The organism is Nocardia sp. NPDC055165 (assembly GCF_053606985.1).
Genome location: NZ_JBSGSS010000010.1, coordinates 91,880 through 110,202 on the forward strand (window position 1 = coordinate 91,880; position 18,323 = coordinate 110,202).

An 18,323-nucleotide genomic window follows, 5' to 3' on the forward strand; every position below is an offset into this window, starting at 1 on the left:
GCAGCGTGCCAGGACGGTGGCGCTGGGTCAGCTGGGTCGGCTCGCGCCGTTCCTGGTCGTCCGGTGCCGCGGCGTGGGGTGTCGATTCGGCGGGTGCCGGGTCGTGGTCGGCGTCGTGCCGGGCTCGGGGGTGCACCGGTGATTCGGCGGGCGCCTGGTCCTCCGGGGCCGGATCGCCACGCCTTGGCTCTTCGCTGGTCGGGTTCGTGCTCATGGCCGTCAGTCCTGGTACTTCGGTGCGGGCGGGCTCGGTGTCTCGCCGAGCGTCGCGAGCCAGCGGCGGTGGATGCGGGTCCAGGTGCCGTCGTTGCGGATGCGGTCCAGGGTGGAGTTGACGAAACGCACCAGGTCGTCGTTGCCCTTGGGAATCCCGATGCCGTACGGCTCGGCGCTGATGCTCCCGCCCACCACTTCGGTGTAGGGGTCCTGGGCGGCCAGGCCCGCCAGGATCGAGTCGTCGGTGCTCACGGCATCGACCTGGCGTTGTTGGAGCACCACCAGGCAGTCGGCCCAGGTGGGCACCGTCAGGATCGTGGCGGCAGGCTGGTCGCGGCGGATGTGGTCGAGCGAGGTGGTGCCGCGCACCACGCACACCCGCTTGCCCGCCAGATCGGCCAGGCCGTCGATGCCCGAACCCTTCACCGCGAGCACCCGCTGGTCGGCCCGCAGGTACACCGTCGAGAACGCCACCCGCTGACGTCGCTCGCAGGTGATCGTCATCGTCTTCGCGATCAGGTCGACCGTGTGATCCTGCAGTGCCCGCTCGCGCTCTTCCGAAGCGAGACTGCGGTATTCGATCAGATCAGGATTGCCGAGCAGGTCGCGGGCGATCTCGCGGGCGATGTCGGCGTCGAACCCGACGATGCGACCGGTGAGTGGATCGCGGAAGCTGAACAGGTTGCTGCCCGCGTCCAGGCCCACGACGAGCCTGCCGCGCGCGCGAATGGCATCGATCGTCGGGCCGGTGGCGGTGCTCGGTCGCAGACTCGCGGTCGGATCGCCGCACTGTTCGCCGCCGGTGGGCGGCACCGGGGTGTCGGTGCCGATCGGAATGGCCTTGGCGGGCAACGGGGGTTCGGAATAGACACCCCGCTCAGCGGGCGCGGGGGCGCCCTCGGAGCAGCCTGCGAGCAGTCCGGCCAGCATCAGTGCCGCGATAACTCGGCCGCGCCTCATCGGTACTCCCGCAGTCGCGGCCACAAACCGAGCGCGACGCATGCCGCCGCCGCGATCCCGAGCACGAACGCGCCGGGGGCGAGGAACGACAGCACATCGATCGCCTGCGACACCCTGGCGCGCAAGGTGTCTCGCGTCACCGCGCCCGCCTTGTCCAGTGCCCGATCGAGTGCGTCGACCTGGGCGGCGGAATCGGCGGCGCTCGGACCGGTCGCGACGGTGGCCGCGCCCACGAAATCGCCCCGCTGGAGGGTGTCGTTCATCCGCTGATGGGCCGACTGCCAGCGGGTGAGCGCGGCGCGCGCGTGCGCCACCTCGTCGCGGGCAGGCGCGTCCGCGGGGTAACCGGCGAGCAGCTCGTTGAGCCGGGTGGCGTTCGTATCGAAGGTGCGGTCGTAGTCACCGGTCGCATCGCGGCGGACCAGCTTCACCATTTCCGCTGATCTGGCTTGCTGCACGAGGATTCGGCTCTCGGCCAATCGTGCCGATGGCACCGCGCCCTCGTCCCGGCAGCGAATCATCGCCACCGCGGAGAGCGAACCGGCCGCCACCGTCCAGATCAGGGTCAGCGCCAGCGCGCCGGTGCCGACCAGCAAGCCCATGTTGAAGAATCGGCGCGAGCGCCGCGCCAGCTCGACCTGCACCCAGATCAGCGCGCCGAGTGCTACCACGAGCAGCACGATCGCCGTCCACGGTGGTTGCACGTGCCGGTACTGCGCGGCGGTGACCGCGTCGAAGCGGTGGTCCTCCAGCTCCTCGGCCATCGGCAGCAGTCCGGTCTGCATCTGATGTGATGCCTCGCTCAGATAGGCCGCGCCGACGGGATAGCCGTTGCGATTGTTCACCCGCGCGGTCTCGATCAGCCCGCTGTAGACGGGCAGCCCGGTCGCGATGCCGGTGCGCAGGCGGCGGTCGGTGCCCGACGGATCGGCCGCCTCTTCGTCGGAGACGTGCCCGGCCTGGGTCACCAGTTCGGCGGCGGCCTCACCGATGGCCTGGGTATAGCGGTCGCGCACCGCTTGGGGTTCGAGTCCGCCCGCGATGAACGCGGTGCCCGCGGCGGCGTCGGCGATGGAGAGTGAGGTGTAGAGGTGATTGGCCGAATGCGCGTCGGGTTCGGTGTCGTCGAGCAGGACGCCGAGAGCTTGCTGACGCTCGCTCACGGTCGTCGAAGTCACCGCGCCCGCGGTGACGCACAGCACCATCAGGACCAGTCCGGCGGCAACGAGCCGACCCGGCGAGGACTGCGCGAAGCTGCGCAACCGGGCGGGTTGGAACTGCGCGCGCAACGCTCTGACGTCGGGCGCGGGCGGCCGGTCGACCGGCGCGGCCGGTCGGCGCAGCGGCGCCCAGCGCGGTGTCACCGGCGCCGCGCCGGCCGTCTCGGAGTGCTTCGCACCCGTCGTGGCCTGCGGTGACGGGCGAACACGGACGGCCGCCACCTCCGTCGAGGCATTGCGATTCCCCGGTTCGACCATCGTTCACCTCCCGGCGCTGTCCGTGCACACCTACCTGTGCGGAGTTTATTGTGGGCCTACGGGTAGCGCAGCCCCTCACACACCCCCGCAGCGGTTGCTGTACGGCTGCTCGGAGGAAAGAGTATGGGATGCGCGGCGACGGAGACGGCTGGTTCAAGGGCCCCGATGGGGCCAAGCACTGGGGAAAATACGGTGCGGCGGGTCTGCTGCTGCGCGCACCGCTGCCCGGTGGCGGGTCCGCGGTGCTGCTGCAGCACCGGGCGCCGTGGAGTCATCAGGGCGGCACCTGGGCGCTGCCCGGTGGGGCGCGTGACTCGCACGAGTCGCCCGAGCACGCGGCGGTCAGGGAGGCCGAGGAGGAAGCGGGCATCGCCGCCGCCGACCTCCGGGTCAGGGCCGAGCGCCTGACCATGACCGCCCCCAGCGGCTGGACCTACATCACCGTCGTCGCCGACGCCGACAAGCCGCTGCCCACGGTCGCCAACAAGGAGAGCGCCGAACTGGCCTGGGTCCCCGAGGACGAGGTCGCCGATCTGCCGTTGCATCCCGGCTTCGCCGTCGCCTGGATCGAACTGCGCGCGGTGCCGTTGCGCGTGCGCCTGGACGCCGACGCCGAGCTCGCGGAAGCGCTACCCCGCACAGTCGAACTGCCCGACCAGGGCTTCTTCTGGCTGCACGCGCGGGCCGACGGCCCCGGCGTCGAAGTCGTTCTCGACGGTGAGCCCACCGAAGGCCCGGTCCTCACCCGGGCAGACGTTCTCGCCTGAGTCCGTACCTCCTCGACCCGACTGCGCGCACATCGCAGCCACGCCGGTCGTGGCACTCAGTCAGCGGCGAGGAGGGCTTGCTTCAGTTCGCGAGCCGCGGCTTCCGGATCGGCGGCTTCGGTGATCGCACGGACGACGACCACGCGGCGGGCACCGGCGGCCAGCACCTCGGGGAGTCGTTGCGCGTCGACGCCGCCGATGGCGAACCAGGGGAGGGTGGGATGGGACTCGGCGGTCGAGCGGACGAAGTCGACGCCCGCGGCCTGGCGGCCGGGCTTGGTCGGCGTGGTCCAGATCGGGCCGGTGCAGAAGTAGTCGAGGTGGCCGTCGATCGCGGCCAGACTCGCCTGGTTGCGGTTGTGGGTGGAGCGGCCGATCACCACATCGGGGCCGAGGACGCGTCGCGCGTAGGACGGCGGCAGGTCTCCTTGGCCGAGGTGCAGCACATCGGCGCCCGCGGCGAGTGCGATATCGGCGCGATCGTTCACCGCGAGCAAGGCGCCGTGGCGACGGGTCGCGGCCTTGATCTCGGCGAGCGCACCGAGCTCGGCCTTCGCCTCGAGCGGCCCGAATTCGGCCTCGCCCGGCGATCCCTTGTCCCTGAGCTGCACGATGTCGACTCCGCCTGCCAGCGCCGCGTCGACGAAGCGGGACAGATCGCCTTTTTCCCGCCGCGCATCGGTGCACAGATACAGCAGTGCACTCGACAGGCGCTCCCTTGGCGGGACGGAACGGTTCGGATGGGAGGGCTGCACGTGCTCGACGGTAGTCGCGCTACCGTTGGAGTGCGAACGCCGTGGCGGGCGGTAGGCGAAAAAGACAGGTGGAACGGGATGCGAACTCTGGCGGTCGTTGGCGGCGGCGCCGTCGGACTTGCCGTCGCATGGCGGGCCGCCGAGGCGGGCTGGACGGTCACCGTCTACGACCCCGAACCCGCGCGCGGCGCCTCCTTCGTGGCCGGTGGAATGCTGGCGCCGCTGTCGGAAGGCTGGCCGGGGGAGGACCGGGTGCTCGCCTTCGGCGCGGCCGCGCTGGCGCAGTGGCCCGCTTTCGCCGAACGGCTCCGAGCGGTCTCGGGTGAATCGATGTTCGTGGCCGAGGAGACGCTCACCGTCGCCCTCGACAGCGCCGATGTCACGGACCTGCGCACCGTCTCGGACTGGCTGGCCGGCTTCGGTCACGATCTGCGGGTGCTCGATCGTGCGGGAGTCCGCGCGCTGGAACCCGCGCTCGCGCGCACCGTCCGCGCCGGCCTGCACGCGAAAACCGAACCCGCCGTCGACAATCGGCGCGTACTGCGTGCGCTCCGATCCGCCTGCGCCGGAGCCGGTGTCGAGATCCGTGCCGAAGCCGTTGCCGCGCTGGATGAGCTACCGCACGACCGGATAGTCCTCGCGGCGGGCGCCCGCTCCGCCGAGCTCTGGCCCGGCCTGCCGGTGCGCCCGGTGAAGGGTGAAATCCTCCGGTTGCGTCGCAGGCCCGGCGTCAGCCCGCCACCGACCAGGGTGATCCGCGCCCGGGTCCACGGCAGGCAGGTCTACCTGGTCCCCCGCGAAGACGGAATCGTTGTCGGTGCAACACAATACGAGGCGGGCTTCGACACCACCGTCACCGTCGGCGGTGTCCGTGACCTGATCGCCGACGCGGAAACCATCCTGCCCGGCATCGCCGAATACGAACTGGCCGAAGCGAACGCGGGCTCGCGGCCGGGAACCCCCGACAACCTGCCGCTGCTCGGCCACCTCGACGACCGGGTCGTCGCCGCCACCGGTCACGGCCGCAACGGCATGCTCACCCTCGCGCTCACCGCGGCGGTCGTGCCCGCGCTGCTCGACGGCGAGACCCCCGGGGTCGTCGAAGCCGCAGCACCTCAACGTTTTCCGGCATCGCAGATGCCATCTCTGTCGCAAGGAGGAGTTCGATGACCTCGACCATTCCGATCGGCGTCACCGTCAACGGTGTCGACCACGAGTTCCCCGAGCCGCTCAGCGTCCGTGAACTGCTGACCAAGCTCGAATTGCCCTGCCAAGGTGTGGCATTGGCGGTCGACGGCGCGGTCTTCTCGAAGTCGCGCTGGGACGAGCCGGTCGGGCGCGGCTGGACCATCGAGGTGCTCACGGCGGTGCAGGGTGGCTGAGTCGCCGTTGCGGATCGCCGACAAGGAGTTCGGCTCCCGCCTGATCATGGGCACCGGGGGCGCCGAAAACCTCGCCGTCCTCGAACAGGCGCTGATCGCCTCGGGCACCGAGCTCACCACCGTCGCCATGCGCCGGGTCGACGCCGCGGGCGGCACCGGCGTGCTCGACCTGCTCAAGCGCCTCGACATCACCCTGCTGCCCAACACCGCGGGCTGTCGCACCGCCGCCGAAGCCGTACTCACCGCCCAGCTGGCCCGTGAGGCGCTCGACACCAACTGGGTCAAGCTCGAGGTGGTCGCCGACGACCGCACCCTGCTGCCGGACCCGTTCGAGCTCCTCGACGCCGCCGAGAAGCTCGTCGACGACGGTTTCGTCGTCCTGCCGTACACCAACGACGACCCGATCCTCGCCCGCCGCCTCGAAGAAGCGGGCTGTGCCGCGGTGATGCCGCTCGGCTCCCCGATCGGCACGGGCTTGGGCATCGGCAACCCCCACAACATCGAGATGATCGTCGCCGCCGCCGGGGTCCCCGTGATCCTCGACGCGGGCATCGGCACCGCCAGCGACGCCGCTCTCGCCATGGAACTCGGCTGCTCGGCAGTCCTGCTCGCTACCGCCGTGACCAGGGCGAAAGAGCCCGAACTCATGGCGTCGGCCATGTCGGCCGCCGTGCGTGCGGGCTATCTGGCCAGGCAGGCGGGCCGTATCCCCCAGCGTTTCTGGGCTCAGGCTTCTTCCCCAGCCGTCTAGGGGTCGAGGGTCATCCTCGAGGATGACCCGACTCGCTACTTCTCGGCGACGCGCGGCACGGCGATCGTGAGGCAAGCTGGGGCGCATGATCGAGCTGAAGGGCCTGACGAAGCAATTCGGCCAGACCGTCGCGGTGCAGGACCTCACGTTCACCGTCCGACCAGGACTGGTGACCGGGTTCCTCGGACCCAACGGTGCCGGTAAATCGACGACCATGCGGATGATCCTCGGATTGGACAAGCCGACGGCGGGCAGTGCGCTCATCGACGGCAAGCAGTACCAGCAGCTGGAACGCCCGCTCACGCAGGTCGGCGCGCTGCTGGATGCCAAGTGGGTGCATCCGAACCGCTCGGCGCGCGCCCATCTGGAGTGGCTGGCCGCCTCCAACGACATCCCGAAGTCGCGGGTCGAAGAGGTCCTGCGACTGGTCGGCCTGTCCGAGGTGGCGAACAAGAACGCGGGCGGATTCTCGCTCGGTATGTCCCAGCGTCTCGGACTGGCGGGCGCGCTGCTCGGCGACCCGAAGGTGCTGCTGTTCGACGAGCCGGTCAACGGCCTCGACCCGGAGGGCATCCTGTGGATCCGCCGGTTCATGCAGCGCCTGGCCGCCGAGGGACGCACGGTGCTCGTGTCGAGCCACCTGCTCTCGGAGATGTCGCAGACCGCCGAGCAGCTCATCGTCATCGGTCGTGGTCAGCTGATGTTCGACGGCACCACCCAGGAGTTCATCGACCGTGCCTCCGAGCAGTCGGTGCGCGTGCGCAGCCCGCAGCTGGATCAGTTGCGCAGCCTGCTCACCTCGCACGGCATGACCGTGAAGGAAGACGGCGACGCCGCGCTGATCGTCGCGGGCGTCACTTCCGACGAGGTCGGCAAGGTGGCGGGCACGAACAACGTCACGCTCTACGAGCTGGCACCGCAGCAGGCCTCGCTCGAGGAAGCGTTCATGCGGATGACCGGCGGCGCCGTGGAGTACCACGGTGAAAGCTTCGATCAACAGGCGATGGGAGGTGCGCTCTGATGGGCGTGCTCGCAGCGGAACGAATCAAACTCACCTCCACCCGCTCGCCCTGGTGGTGCTCGGCGGTCGTGGTGGTGCTCGGCATCGGCCTCGCCGTGCTGATCGCCTTGGTCACCAACGCCGACTCCACCGGGGATTCCGGCGAGGGCCCGCCGTTGCTCACCCCGAGCGTGGCGGTGTCGGGTGTCGCCGGCTTCGGCGTCATGGTCCTGATGATCATGGCCGCGTTGACGGTGACCAGCGAATATCGCTTCGGCGTCATCCGCTCCAGCTTCCTCGCGGTCCCGAACCGATCCAAGGTCGTGCTGTCGAAGACCGCGCTGGTCGGTTTCTACTCGGCCGTGCTCACCGGTGTGCTCGCGCTCATCGCGTTCATCGTGGCCAAGCTGATCACCGGTGACGACGCTCCCGGTCTCGTGCTCGACGGCAACTGGCGGGCCATCTACAGCGTGCCGATCTACGCGTTCCTGTGCGTCATGCTCGCCATCGGTGTCGGTGTGCTGGTGCGCCAGTCCGCCGCGGCGATCTCGCTGATCGTGCTGTGGTCGCTGCTGCTGGAGAACCTGCTCGGCGCGTTCGGCAGCTTCGGCCGCACCGTCAAGCCGTTCCTGCCCTTCCAGAACGCGAACCGTTTCCTGAGCGTCGAGGAGTACGCGGGCGACTGGCACTGGGGCGTGTGGGGAAGCCTGATCTACTTCGCCGTGTTCGTGGCGATCGTGTTCGCCGGCGCACTCGTGCTGGTCAACCGCCGCGACGCCTGACAATCCTGCCCGGGCCGCCCTCGCAATGGCCCGGGTCGCGAGGGCCGCGACCTTGTCGGGAGGTCGCCCCTGCACGAGCCCCCGGCGTCCGCTGCCCGGACGCCGGGGGCTCGCGCATATCCAGTGAGTACCTGGGTAACTCGCCGGGCACGGGCGAACGCGCCCACGCACGGAACCGCCGGACGCGTCACCTCGTCCCCACTCACCTGAGTCTGGCTGGAAGTCTCGGGGAGGCGGATCGGCTAACCTTTGAGCGTGAGTGAAACGCCTTCTGGCGGGGTGAATCCGCGGCGGCGCGACGCCGCGGACGTGTCCATCCCGTTGGAGCCGATCGTGAGTGAATCCGCCGAGTCCGACACCGATGCGCGCGCGAGCCGCAAGCGCGCCCAGATCTCGTCGAAGCTGCAAGCGGCCAACCGCCGGGCGGACCTGATCGGCGCCTTACGCAAGGCACGCCACCAGCTGCCGGGCGACCCGTCCTTCGGCGACCCGCTGTCGGTGACAGGACCCGGCGGTGCGCGCGCGGTGGCCCGGGCGGCGGACAAGATCGCGGGCGGCGCCCCGACCGCGGCCAGGGAAATCGGTTTCGGTGCCCTACAGGTGTGGCAGGCGGGGCTGGAGCGGATCGGCCGTGGGCGCGGCTCCGAGGAGGTGACCATCGTGTTCACCGACCTGGTCGGGTTCTCGAGCTGGTCGCTGTCGGTGGGCGACGAGCGCACCCTGGAACTGCTGCGCAAGGTCGCCAAGGCCATCGAGCCGCCGATCGTCGAGCGTGGCGGTCAGGTGGTCAAGCGGATGGGCGATGGCCTGATGGCGGTGTTCTCCTCACCCGATCGTGCCGTGCGCGCCGCGCTGGCGGCCCGGCGCAATCTCGCCGGGGTCGAGATCAACGGCTACACCCCGCGTATGCGGGTGGGCCTGCACACCGGCTCGCCCCGGGAGATCGGCGGCGACTGGCTCGGCGTCGACGTCAACATCGCCGCCCGGATGATGGAGGCTGGCGGCAACGGCAACACGATGATTTCCAGCGTCACGCTGGCCGCGCTGCGCCCGGAAACCCTCGAGGAGCTGGGCGTCGTCGCCAAACCCTACAAGCGCAACTTCTGGGCGGCGCCGCTGAGCGGCGTCCCGGAGGACGTCAGGATCTTCCGGCTACACACGACGAGCTGAGCGCTTTTCCAGCCGATCCTGTTCCTTCCAGTACTCGCGGAAGGCCTTCTGGGTCGGGGTGGGCTTGTCGGTCAGCGCCTGCCAGTTCCTCGAACGCACGAAGTCGATGATGAGCAGCACCGGCAGGATGAACGCGTGGAAGAAGATCAGGTAGTCGCCACCGTCGAACACGAACCACAGGTATCCCGCGTATCCGAGGAACGCGATGCCGAACACCGCGTTGAGTGCGCGCGAGAGCTGGCTGCGGCCGTTGTCGACGTTGGCCATGATGATCATCGCGAGGCCGCTGAGCGCGAGCAGGCCGACATACCAAGTGAACATGTGGGCAAGCCAACAGCCCTCGCCTTGCCCTGATCTTGCGAAAGTCTTGCTACTCCAGCCAGAGCGCGGCGCCGAGGCCCGCGAGGACAGCGGCGACGATCAAACCGATCGCCACCGGGCGGTTGTTCTTCCAGGTCGTGTACGCGCCGCCGAGCAGGAATCCGGCGAGGGCGAAGAGGAGGACGGACAGCATGGGTTCCATCTTGCCTGGTGGATTGCACGGAATTAACAAGCACGCATGCTTGCTTTTTTTCTGAACCGCTGCGATCCTGGGTGCCATGAGTGCTCTCTCCGCTGACCCGGACCTGATCCGGATCGGGAATTGTTCCGGGTTCTACGGTGACCGGCTCAGCGCCATGCGCGAGATGCTGGAAGGCGGTCAGCTCGACGTGCTGACCGGCGACTACCTCGCCGAACTCACCATGCTGATCCTGGGCCGCGACCGGATGAAGGATCCGAGCCTCGGCTACGCCAAGACCTTCGTCAAGCAGATCAAGGACTGCCTCGCGCTCGCGCTCGAGAAGAACGTCCAGATCGTCACCAATGCCGGCGGGCTGAATCCGGCGGGGCTGGCCGAGCAGTTGCGCAAGGTCGCCGCCGAGCTCGGGCTCGACGCCGAGATCGCGCACGTCGAAGGCGACGACCTGGTCTCGCGGGCCGCCGAGCTCGATCTGGGTCAGCCGCTCACCGCCAACGCCTATCTCGGCGCGTGGGGGATCGTCGAGTGCCTGAACTCCGGCGCCGACATCGTCGTCACCGGTCGCGTCACCGACGCCTCCGTGATCGTGGGTCCGGCGGCGGCCCACTTCGGGTGGGCCCGTACCGATTACGACGCGCTCGCCGGTGCGGTGGTCGCCGGCCACGTGATCGAGTGCAGCACTCAGGCCACCGGCGGTAACTTCGCCTTCTTCACCGAACTCGGTGACATCGGCCGCCCCGGCTTCCCGATCGCCGAGATCCGCCGCGACGGGTCCTGCGTGATCACCAAGCACGACGGCACCGGCGGCGCGGTCACTGTCGACACCGTCGAAGCCCAGCTCATGTACGAGATCCAGAGCGCGCGCTACGCCGGACCCGACGTCACCACCCGCCTGGACAGCATCGTGCTGAGCCAGGAGGGCAAGGACCGGGTATTGATCAGCGGCGTCACCGGTGAGGCACCGCCGCCACAGCTCAAGGTCTCGCTGAACACCCTCGGCGGCTTCCGCAACGAGATGTCGTTCATCCTCACCGGACTCGATATCGAGGCCAAAGCCGCACTGGCACAACGACAGCTGGAATCCTGGCTGCCGGACAAACCCGCCGAGCTCACCTGGACCCTGGCTCGCCTCGATCGCCCCGACGCCGAGACCGAAGAGCAGGCCAGCGCGATCCTGCGCTGCGTGGTGCGCGATGCCGACCCGAACAAGGTCGGTCGCGGGTTCTCCAGTGTCGCTGTGGAATTGGCGCTCGCGAGCTACCCGGGCGCCAGCTTCACCGCGCTGCCCGGAAACGGTTCGCCCTACGGTGTCTTCACCCCGGGTTTCGTCGACGCGCACGAGGTGCCGCATATCGCCGTGCTGGCGAACGGTACCCGTGTCGACATCGCCCCCGCTACGGAAACCGTTGTTCTCGAACCTGTTTCCGAACCCGAACTGCCCGCACCGCTGCCGCCCGCCGAAACCCGTCGAGTTCCGCTCGGCACGATCGCGCTCGCGCGCAGCGGCGACAAGGGCGGCGACGCCAATATCGGCGTGTGGGTGCGCACCGACGACCAGTGGCGCTGGCTCGTGCACACCCTCACCGTCGAGAAGCTGCGAGAACTTCTTCCCGAGACGGCCGACCTGACCGTCACCCGCCACGTGCTGCCCAATCTGCGCGCGGTCAACTTCATCATTTCCGGGCTGCTGGGCAAGGGCGTCGCCTACCAGGCACGTTTCGACCCGCAGGCCAAGGGGCTCGGCGAATGGCTGCGCTCCCGCCACATCGATATGCCGACGGAGCTGTTCGCATGACCTCAGTTTGGGAAACGCCGGAGCGAAAAGAGCTGCGCGCCACTGTGCGCGGGTTCGTCGAACGGGAGATCCTGCCCGACCTCGATGCCTGGGAGCGGGCCGGTGAACTACCGCGCGAGCTGCACAAGAAGGCAGGCGAACTCGGCCTGCTCGGCATCGAGTACCCGGAATCGGCGGGCGGCGAGGGCGGCAACGCCATCGACTCGGTGATCGTGGGCGAGGAGATCCATGTCGCCGGTGCGTCCGGCGGCCTGTGGGCCTCGCTGCTGACCTGTGGAATCGCGCTGCCGCACATGATCGCCTCGGGCAACCAGGCCCAGATCGACCAGTGGGCCAAGCCGACGCTGGCCGGTGACCTGATCGGTTCGCTGGCCATCACCGAACCCGGCGGGGGTTCCGATGTCGGCCACCTCACCACCACCGCCGTGCGCGACGGTGAGGACTTCATCATCAACGGCGCCAAGACCTTCATCACCTCGGGCTGTCGTGCCGACTTCGTCGTCACCGCGGTGCGCACGGGCGGCCCTGGCGCGGCCGGTGTTTCGCTGATCCTGGTGCCGAAGGACACGCCGGGCTTCACCGTCAGCCGCAAGCTGGAGAAGATGGGCTGGCTGGCCTCGGATACCGCCGAGCTGTCGTACGTGGACGTGCGGGTGCCCGCCTCGAACCTGGTCGGCGCCGAGAACAGCGGCTTCGCGCAGATCGCCGCCGCGTTCGTCAGTGAGCGGGTGGGCCTCGCGGTGCAGGCGTATTCGCTGGCCCAGCGCGCGCTCGACCTCACCGTGCAGTGGTGCCGCGATCGCGAGACCTTCGGCCGCCCGCTGATCAGCCGCCAGAAGGTACAGATGACGCTCACCGATATGGCGCAGCGCGTGGATATCTCGCGCACGTACACCCGGGCGCTGGTCGAGCGCTACGTCGCCGGCGACGAGAACCTGATCGCTCAGGTGTGCTTCGCCAAGAACAACGCCGTCGAGACCGCCGAATGGGTGGCCAACCAGGCCGTGCAGTTGCACGGCGGGATGGGCTACATGCGTGAGGCCGAGGTCGAGCGCATCTACCGCGATGTGCGCATCATCGGCATCGGCGGCGGCACCAACGAGATCCTGACCATGCTGGCGTCGAAAGTATTGGGGTACCAGTCGTGACGACCTTCCGTTCCCTCATCGACACCGCCTCGCCCGAGTACACCGCGGCCGCCGAGGCGATGTCCACCAAGCTCACCGAGGTCGAGGCGGAGTTCGCCAAGGCCATCGCCGGTGGTGGCCCCGACAAGGTGGCCCGGCACCACAAGCGCGGCAAGCTGACCGCACGTGAGCGCATCGAACTGCTGCTCGACGAGGACTCGCCGTTCCTCGAGCTGTGCCCACTCGCCGCGTGGGGCAGCGACTTCCACGTCGGCGCGTCGACGATCGCCGGCATCGGCCTCGTCGAGGGCGTCGAGTGCATGATCGTCGCGCCCGACCCGACGGTGCGCGGCGGTACGTCGAACCCGTGGACGCTGCGTAAGACACTGCGCATCAACGACATCGTCCGGGAGAACCGGCTGCCGGTGATCTCGCTGGTCGAGTCCGGCGGCGCGGACCTGCCGACGCAGAAGGAAGTGTTCATCCCGGGTGGCGCGATGTTCCGCGACCTCACCCAGGCCTCGGCGGCCGGAATCCCCACCATCTCCCTGGTCTTCGGCAACTCCACCGCCGGTGGCGCCTATATCCCCGGCATGTCCGACTATGTGGTGATGGTCAAGGAAGCCGCGAAGGTCTTCCTCGCGGGCCCGCCGCTGGTGAAGATGGCCACCGGTGAGGACTCCGACGACGAGACCCTCGGCGGCGCCGAGATGCACGCCCGCACATCGGGTCTGGCCGACTACATGGCCGCCGACGAGCAGGACGCGATCCGCCTCGGCCGCAATATCGTTCGTCGCCTGAACTGGAAGAAACAGGGACCGGAGCCGCGTGCGGAGGTGATCTCGCCGATCTACGATCCCGAGGAACTGCTCGGCATCGTGCCCTCGGACCTGAAGATCCCGTTCGATCCCCGCGAGGTCATCGCCCGCGTGGTCGACGGTTCCGACTTCGACGAGTTCAAGCCGCTCTACGGCTCGAGCCTGGTCACCGGCTGGGCCGAGATCAACGGCTACCCGATCGGCATCCTCGCCAACGCGCGCGGCGTGCTGTTCTCCGAGGAATCGCAGAAGGCCACCCAGTTCATCCAGCTGGCCAACAAGAAGAACACGCCACTGTTGTTCCTGCACAACACCACCGGCTACATGGTCGGCAAGGAGTACGAGCACGGCGGCATCATCAAGCACGGCGCGATGATGATCAACGCGGTCGCCAACTCCACGGTCCCGCACATCTCACTGCTGATCGGCGCCTCCTACGGCGCCGGGCACTACGGCATGTGCGGGCGCGCGTTCAACCCGCGCTTCCTGTTCGCCTGGCCGAGTGCGAAATCCGCCGTCATGGGTGGGGCGCAGCTGGGCGGCGTGCTCACCATCGTGCAGCGCGGCGCGGCCGAGTCCAAGGGCCTGCCGTTCGACGAGGAGGCCGCCGCCGGTCTGGCCGCGATGGTCGAGGCGCAGATCGAGGCCGAGGCCATGCCGATGTTCCTGTCGGGCAGGCTGTTCGACGACGGCATCATCGACCCCCGCGACACCCGCACCGTGCTGGGAATGGCTCTGTCGGCCGTTCACACAGCCCCGATCAAGGGCGCCGAGGGCTTCGGCGTCTTCCGAATGTGAGATGCGCTGTGGCCATTACGAATGTCCTCGTTGCCAATCGTGGTGAGATCGCTCGCCGCGTCTTCGCCACCTGCCGTCGGATGGGCATCGGCACCACCGCGGTCTACTCCGATGCTGATGCCGCGTCGCCGCACGTGTCCGAGGCCGACGCGGCGATCCGGCTGCCCGGAAACACCCCGGCCGAGACCTATCTGCGCGGTGAGTTGATCATCGAGGCCGCTTTGTCGGCCGGTGCCGATGCGATCCATCCCGGCTACGGATTCCTCTCCGAGAACGCCGAATTCGCGCGGTCCGTGCTCGACGCGGGTCTGGTGTGGATCGGCCCGCCGGTCGCGGCGATCGAGCAGATGGGCTCCAAAGTCGAGTCCAAGAAGATGATGGACGCCGCCGGTGTTCCCGTCCTCGCCGAGCTCGATCCGGCCGAGGTCACCGACGCGCACCTGCCCGTGCTGATCAAGGCGTCCGCCGGTGGTGGCGGACGCGGTATGCGCGTGGTGCGCGAGCTGGGCGAACTGCAGGATCAGATCGCGGGCGCTCGGCGCGAGGCCGAGTCGGCCTTCGGTGATCCGACCGTGTTCTGCGAGCGCTACCTCGAGACCGGCCGTCATATCGAAGTTCAGGTCATGTCGGACACTTTCGGCAAGACCTGGGCCGTCGGCGAGCGTGAGTGCTCGATCCAGCGTCGTCATCAGAAGGTCGTCGAGGAAGCGCCGTCGCCGCTCGTCGAGAAGATCGACGGCATGCGTGATCGCCTGTTCGAGGCGGCGCGTCTGGCCGCCGAGGCGATCGGGTACGAAGGCGCGGGCACCGTCGAGTTCCTGGCCGACGAGAAGGGTGACTTCTTCTTCCTGGAGATGAACACCCGTCTCCAGGTGGAACATCCGGTCACCGAGCAGACCACCGGGCTCGACCTGGTCCGCCTGCAGTTGCAGGTGGCGTCCGGCCTGCCGCTGCCCGCGACCCAGCCCGCCCAGCGTGGTCACTCGATCGAGGTTCGCCTCTACGCCGAAGACCCCGCGCACGACTGGCAGCCGCAGAGCGGTCCGGTGCACAAGATCGAGATCCCGTTCACCGCCGGTGAATTCACTGTTCTCGACCAGCCGGGCGTGCGCCTGGACACCGGTGTCGTCGACGACTCGGTGGTCGGCGTCCACTACGATCCGATGCTCGCCAAGGTGATCTCCTACGCCGAAACCCGCGCGGAGGCAGCACATCTGCTCGCCACCGCGCTCCAGCGCGCCAAGATCCACGGCCTGGTCACCAACCGCGACCTGCTCGTGCGCGTGCTGCGGCACCCGGCGTTCCTCGCCGGTGACACCGACACCGCCTTCTTCGCCACCCACGACCTGGCCGTGCTCGCGGCGCCGCTGGTATCGGAGGCCGATGAGGCATTGTCGATTGTCGCTGCGGCACTTGCCGATTCGGCTGCCAATCGCCGCACCTCTCGCCTGGCCGGACTCACCCCGAGTGGCTGGCGCAACCTGTCTTCGCTGCCGCAGACCAAGTCTTACGAAAGCCGGACCTCCGGCACCCACGAGGTGCGCTACCGCTTCACCCGCACGGGTGTGGCGGTCGAGGGCCACGACGGTCTCGAGCTGATCTCGGTCGCGCCCGATCGGGTAGTCCTCGGTGTGCCGAATGAACGTGGTTCGGTGCGCAGGCAATTCGAGATCGCCCGCTACGGCGATCACGTCGCGGTCGACTCCCCGCTCGGCCCGGTGGCGGTGCGCAGGCTGCCCCGCTTCACCGATCCGTCGGAGCAGGTGGCCGCCGGTTCGCTGCTCGCGCCGATGCCGGGCAGCGTGATCCGCCTCGGTGCCGCCGAAGGCGACCACGTCAAGCAGGGGCAGCCCATTCTGTGGCTGGAGGCGATGAAGATGGAACACACCATCGCGGCCCCGGCGACCGGCATTCTCAGTGCACTCAACGTGACCGTCGGCCAGCAGGTCGAGGTCGGAACCGTCCTCGCCGTCGTCGAGGAAGAAGAGCAGGAGCAGGCATGAGTTTCATCGAGACCGAAGAGCAGACGGCGCTGCGCGCGGCGGTCGCCTCGCTGGCGAGCAAGTACAACTACCGCGACTACGTGCTGCCGCTCTCGCGCAAGAACGAGCCCCTCACCGAGCTGTGGGACGAGGCGGGCAAGCTCGGCTTCCTCGGCGTGAACCTGCCCGAGGAGTACGGCGGCGGTGGCGCGGGCATGTACGAGCTGGCGCTGGTGCAGGAGGAGCTGGCGGCGCAGGGCGCCGGGCTGCTGCTGATGGTCGTCTCGCCTGCCATCTGCGGCACCATCATCACCAAGTACGGTACCGAGGCGCAGAAGCAGAACTGGCTGACCAAGTTGGCCGACGGCTCGTCGAAGATGGTCTTCGCGATCACCGAACCCGACGCGGGCTCCAACTCGCACCAGATCACCACCACCGCCCGCCGTGACGGCGGCGACTGGATCCTCAACGGCCGCAAGATCTTCATCTCCGGTGTCGATCAGGCCGACGCCATCCTGGTGGTCTCGCGCACCGAGGACCACAAGACCGGCAAGCTCAAGCCCGCGCTGTTCATCGTGCCGGTGGACGCGCCCGGCCTGGTGAAGAACGTCCAGGAGATGGACGTGATCGAGCCGGACAACCAGTTCACGCTGTTCTTCGACGACGTGCGCCTGCCCGCCGACGCCCTCGTCGGTTCCGAGGACGCGGCCATCGCCCAGCTGTTCGCCGGATTGAATCCCGAGCGCATCATGGGCGCGGCCATGGCGGTCGGCCTCGGTCGCTACGCCATCGACCGGGCTGTGGAGTATGCCAAGGAGCGCACGGTCTGGAAGACGGCGATCGGTGCGCACCAGGGTATTTCGCATCCGCTGGCCCAGGTGAAGATCGAGCTGGAACTGGCCAAGCTGATGATGCAGAAGGCCGCGACGCTCTACGACACCGGCGACGAGTTCGGCGCCGCCGAGGCCGCCAACATGGCCAAGTACGCGGCCGCGGAAGCCAGCATCAAAGCGTTGGACCAGTCGATTCAGACCCACGGCGGTTCTGGCCTGACGCGTGAGGTGGGGCTGGCGGCGATGCTGCAGGCCGCGCGCATCTCGCGCATCGCACCGGTCAGCCGCGAGATGATCCTGAACTTCGTCGCCCAGCACTCGTTGGGTTTGCCGCGCTCGTACTAGGCACAACGGTGGTCGCCCCGGAGATGGGGCGACCACCCCTACCGGATGAACAGGAGTCCCGATGAGTGACGCGACGGAAGCACCGTTCGTCCGCTACAAGGTCGTCGACGGGTTCGCCAGGCTGACCTTCGACTCGCCGCACAACCGCAATGCGCTCTCGTCCAGGCTGGTTCGCGAGCTGCTCGCCGGATTCGACGCGGCGGCCACCGATCCCGCCGTGCGCGGCATCGTGCTGGCCCACACCGGTGACACCTTCTGCGCGGGCGCTGACCTCAAGGAGGCGAGCAACGCCGATCCCGCGGTGGCCGCCGATGAGCGCACCCGCGTGATGATCGACGTGCTGCGCGGCATCCTCGCCTCGCCCAAACCGGTGATCGCGCAGATCGACGGCAATGTCCGGGCCGGTGGCATGGGCATCATCGGGGCCTGCGATCTGGTCGTCGCGGGGCCGGGCAGTAGTTTCGCGCTCACCGAGGTGCGCATCGGGATGGCGCCGTTCATGATCTCGCTCACGCTGGTGCCGCGGCTGGACCAGCGGGCCGCGAGCCGCTACTTCCTGACCGGCGAGAAATTCGATGCCGCGACCGCGCAGGAGATCGGCCTGGTCACCGTGGCCGCGCAGGACGCCGCCGCCGAGGTGAAACGCCTGAGTGGCGAGCTGCGCAAGGGGTCGCCGCAGGGACTGGCCGAGTCCAAGAAACTGGTTAACGCGGCAGTGCTGGCTACGTTCGACGCCGAGGCCGAAGCACTGGCCAAGCGGTCGGCGAGCTTCTTCGGCACCCCCGAGGTGATCGAGGGCATGACGGCCTTCTTCCAGAAGCGTCCGCCCAGCTGGGCACAATAG

Annotated in this window: 18 protein-coding genes; 13 read left to right on the forward strand and 5 right to left on the reverse strand. The window is 68.7% G+C overall.

Annotated elements, in window-relative coordinates:
• Positions 1–219: 219 nt before the first annotated feature.
• Together ACWFRF_RS21455 and ACWFRF_RS21460 are read right to left on the reverse strand one after the other, a co-directional pair.
• Positions 220–1,176 carry a glutamate ABC transporter substrate-binding protein gene (locus ACWFRF_RS21455; RefSeq protein ID WP_378996070.1) on the reverse strand — a complete coding sequence of 319 codons (957 nt, stop codon included), beginning with the start codon at positions 1,174–1,176 and terminating at the stop codon, positions 220–222.
• Positions 1,173–2,654, reverse strand: a complete 1,482-nt coding sequence (locus ACWFRF_RS21460; protein ID WP_379312737.1) for a hypothetical protein — start codon at positions 2,652–2,654, stop codon at positions 1,173–1,175. Before ACWFRF_RS21460 ends, ACWFRF_RS21455 begins: the two co-directional genes overlap by 4 nt.
• A gap of 128 nt (positions 2,655–2,782) precedes the next feature.
• Here ACWFRF_RS21460 and ACWFRF_RS21465 point away from each other — a divergent pair, with 128 nt between their 5' ends.
• Positions 2,783–3,421 carry an NUDIX domain-containing protein gene (locus tag ACWFRF_RS21465; protein ID WP_452451873.1) on the forward strand — a complete coding sequence of 213 codons (639 nt, stop codon included), beginning with the start codon at positions 2,783–2,785 and terminating at the stop codon, positions 3,419–3,421.
• Positions 3,422–3,477: 56 nt separating this feature from the next.
• Here ACWFRF_RS21465 and thiE read toward each other — a convergent pair whose 3' ends face one another.
• Entirely contained in the window at positions 3,478–4,176 is a 699-nt protein-coding gene (gene thiE / locus ACWFRF_RS21470) for a thiamine phosphate synthase (protein WP_378633686.1), read from the reverse strand.
• A gap of 78 nt (positions 4,177–4,254) precedes the next feature.
• On the opposite strand from thiE, the gene thiO reads away from it, so the two are divergent.
• From thiO to ACWFRF_RS21500, 6 genes are all read left to right on the forward strand, one after another.
• The gene (gene thiO / locus ACWFRF_RS21475) at positions 4,255–5,346 is read left to right on the forward strand and encodes a glycine oxidase ThiO (RefSeq protein WP_452451875.1); all 1,092 of its coding nucleotides are present in this window, start codon (positions 4,255–4,257) and stop codon (positions 5,344–5,346) included.
• Complete coding sequence (thiS, locus tag ACWFRF_RS21480; RefSeq protein ID WP_378633691.1) at positions 5,343–5,558, forward strand: sulfur carrier protein ThiS; 216 nt, start codon at positions 5,343–5,345, stop codon at positions 5,556–5,558. The genes thiO and thiS overlap by 4 nt, the downstream gene beginning before the upstream one ends.
• Complete coding sequence (thiG, locus tag ACWFRF_RS21485) at positions 5,551–6,309, forward strand: thiazole synthase (RefSeq protein ID WP_378996078.1); 759 nt, start codon at positions 5,551–5,553, stop codon at positions 6,307–6,309. The genes thiS and thiG overlap by 8 nt, the downstream gene beginning before the upstream one ends.
• A gap of 85 nt (positions 6,310–6,394) precedes the next feature.
• The gene (locus tag ACWFRF_RS21490) at positions 6,395–7,330 is read left to right on the forward strand and encodes an ABC transporter ATP-binding protein (protein WP_378633694.1); all 936 of its coding nucleotides are present in this window, start codon (positions 6,395–6,397) and stop codon (positions 7,328–7,330) included.
• Positions 7,330–8,091, forward strand: coding sequence for an ABC transporter permease (locus ACWFRF_RS21495; protein WP_378633697.1), 762 nt, complete (start codon positions 7,330–7,332; stop codon positions 8,089–8,091). The genes ACWFRF_RS21490 and ACWFRF_RS21495 overlap by 1 nt, the downstream gene beginning before the upstream one ends.
• 315 nt (positions 8,092–8,406) lie before the next feature.
• Positions 8,407–9,261 carry an adenylate/guanylate cyclase domain-containing protein gene (locus tag ACWFRF_RS21500; protein WP_387445878.1) on the forward strand — a complete coding sequence of 285 codons (855 nt, stop codon included), beginning with the start codon at positions 8,407–8,409 and terminating at the stop codon, positions 9,259–9,261.
• Here the strand turns inward: ACWFRF_RS21500 and ACWFRF_RS21505 are convergent.
• Entirely contained in the window at positions 9,244–9,582 is a 339-nt protein-coding gene (locus tag ACWFRF_RS21505) for a hypothetical protein (RefSeq protein WP_452451879.1), read from the reverse strand. The two genes, ACWFRF_RS21500 and ACWFRF_RS21505, sit on opposite strands and share 18 nt — an antisense overlap.
• A gap of 49 nt (positions 9,583–9,631) precedes the next feature.
• Positions 9,632–9,775, reverse strand: coding sequence for a hypothetical protein (locus tag ACWFRF_RS21510; protein WP_378633702.1), 144 nt, complete (start codon positions 9,773–9,775; stop codon positions 9,632–9,634).
• An 85-nt stretch (positions 9,776–9,860) separates the two neighbouring features.
• Between ACWFRF_RS21510 and ACWFRF_RS21515 the strand changes: the two genes are divergently transcribed.
• The 6 genes from ACWFRF_RS21515 (at position 9,861) to ACWFRF_RS21540 (ending at position 18,323) form a co-directional block, all read left to right on the forward strand.
• The gene (locus ACWFRF_RS21515; protein WP_379316753.1) at positions 9,861–11,576 is read left to right on the forward strand and encodes an acyclic terpene utilization AtuA family protein; all 1,716 of its coding nucleotides are present in this window, start codon (positions 9,861–9,863) and stop codon (positions 11,574–11,576) included.
• A complete protein-coding gene (locus ACWFRF_RS21520) occupies positions 11,573–12,724 on the forward strand; it encodes an acyl-CoA dehydrogenase family protein (RefSeq protein ID WP_378996086.1) in 1,152 nt (383 codons plus the stop codon). Before ACWFRF_RS21515 ends, ACWFRF_RS21520 begins: the two co-directional genes overlap by 4 nt.
• Positions 12,721–14,319: an acyl-CoA carboxylase subunit beta gene (locus tag ACWFRF_RS21525; RefSeq protein WP_378996089.1), complete on the forward strand. Its 1,599-nt coding sequence runs from the start codon at positions 12,721–12,723 to the stop codon at positions 14,317–14,319. Before ACWFRF_RS21520 ends, ACWFRF_RS21525 begins: the two co-directional genes overlap by 4 nt.
• Positions 14,320–14,327: 8 nt before the next feature.
• A complete protein-coding gene (locus ACWFRF_RS21530) occupies positions 14,328–16,322 on the forward strand; it encodes an acetyl/propionyl/methylcrotonyl-CoA carboxylase subunit alpha (protein ID WP_452451882.1) in 1,995 nt (664 codons plus the stop codon).
• A complete protein-coding gene (locus ACWFRF_RS21535) occupies positions 16,319–17,479 on the forward strand; it encodes an acyl-CoA dehydrogenase family protein (protein ID WP_452451884.1) in 1,161 nt (386 codons plus the stop codon). Before ACWFRF_RS21530 ends, ACWFRF_RS21535 begins: the two co-directional genes overlap by 4 nt.
• 61 nt (positions 17,480–17,540) lie before the next feature.
• A complete protein-coding gene (locus ACWFRF_RS21540) occupies positions 17,541–18,323 on the forward strand; it encodes an enoyl-CoA hydratase family protein (RefSeq protein ID WP_378996093.1) in 783 nt (260 codons plus the stop codon).

Bases quoted from the DNA above. Each gene is read 5' to 3' on its own strand.
- ACWFRF_RS21455 (WP_378996070.1), bottom strand. From the start codon at position 1,176: ATGAGGCGCGGCCGAGTTATCGCGGCACTGATGCTGGCCGGACTGCTC.
- ACWFRF_RS21460 (WP_379312737.1), bottom strand. From the start codon at position 2,654: ATGGTCGAACCGGGGAATCGCAATGCCTCGACGGAGGTGGCGGCCGTC.
- ACWFRF_RS21465 (WP_452451873.1), top strand. From the start codon at position 2,783: ATGCGCGGCGACGGAGACGGCTGGTTCAAGGGCCCCGATGGGGCCAAG.
- thiO (WP_452451875.1), top strand. From the start codon at position 4,255: ATGCGAACTCTGGCGGTCGTTGGCGGCGGCGCCGTCGGACTTGCCGTC.
- thiS (WP_378633691.1), top strand. From the start codon at position 5,343: ATGACCTCGACCATTCCGATCGGCGTCACCGTCAACGGTGTCGACCAC.
- ACWFRF_RS21490 (WP_378633694.1), top strand. From the start codon at position 6,395: ATGATCGAGCTGAAGGGCCTGACGAAGCAATTCGGCCAGACCGTCGCG.
- ACWFRF_RS21495 (WP_378633697.1), top strand. From the start codon at position 7,330: ATGGGCGTGCTCGCAGCGGAACGAATCAAACTCACCTCCACCCGCTCG.
- ACWFRF_RS21505 (WP_452451879.1), bottom strand. From the start codon at position 9,582: ATGTTCACTTGGTATGTCGGCCTGCTCGCGCTCAGCGGCCTCGCGATG.
- ACWFRF_RS21510 (WP_378633702.1), bottom strand. From the start codon at position 9,775: ATGCTGTCCGTCCTCCTCTTCGCCCTCGCCGGATTCCTGCTCGGCGGC.
- ACWFRF_RS21515 (WP_379316753.1), top strand. From the start codon at position 9,861: ATGAGTGCTCTCTCCGCTGACCCGGACCTGATCCGGATCGGGAATTGT.
- ACWFRF_RS21520 (WP_378996086.1), top strand. From the start codon at position 11,573: ATGACCTCAGTTTGGGAAACGCCGGAGCGAAAAGAGCTGCGCGCCACT.
- ACWFRF_RS21535 (WP_452451884.1), top strand. From the start codon at position 16,319: ATGAGTTTCATCGAGACCGAAGAGCAGACGGCGCTGCGCGCGGCGGTC.
- ACWFRF_RS21540 (WP_378996093.1), top strand. From the start codon at position 17,541: ATGAGTGACGCGACGGAAGCACCGTTCGTCCGCTACAAGGTCGTCGAC.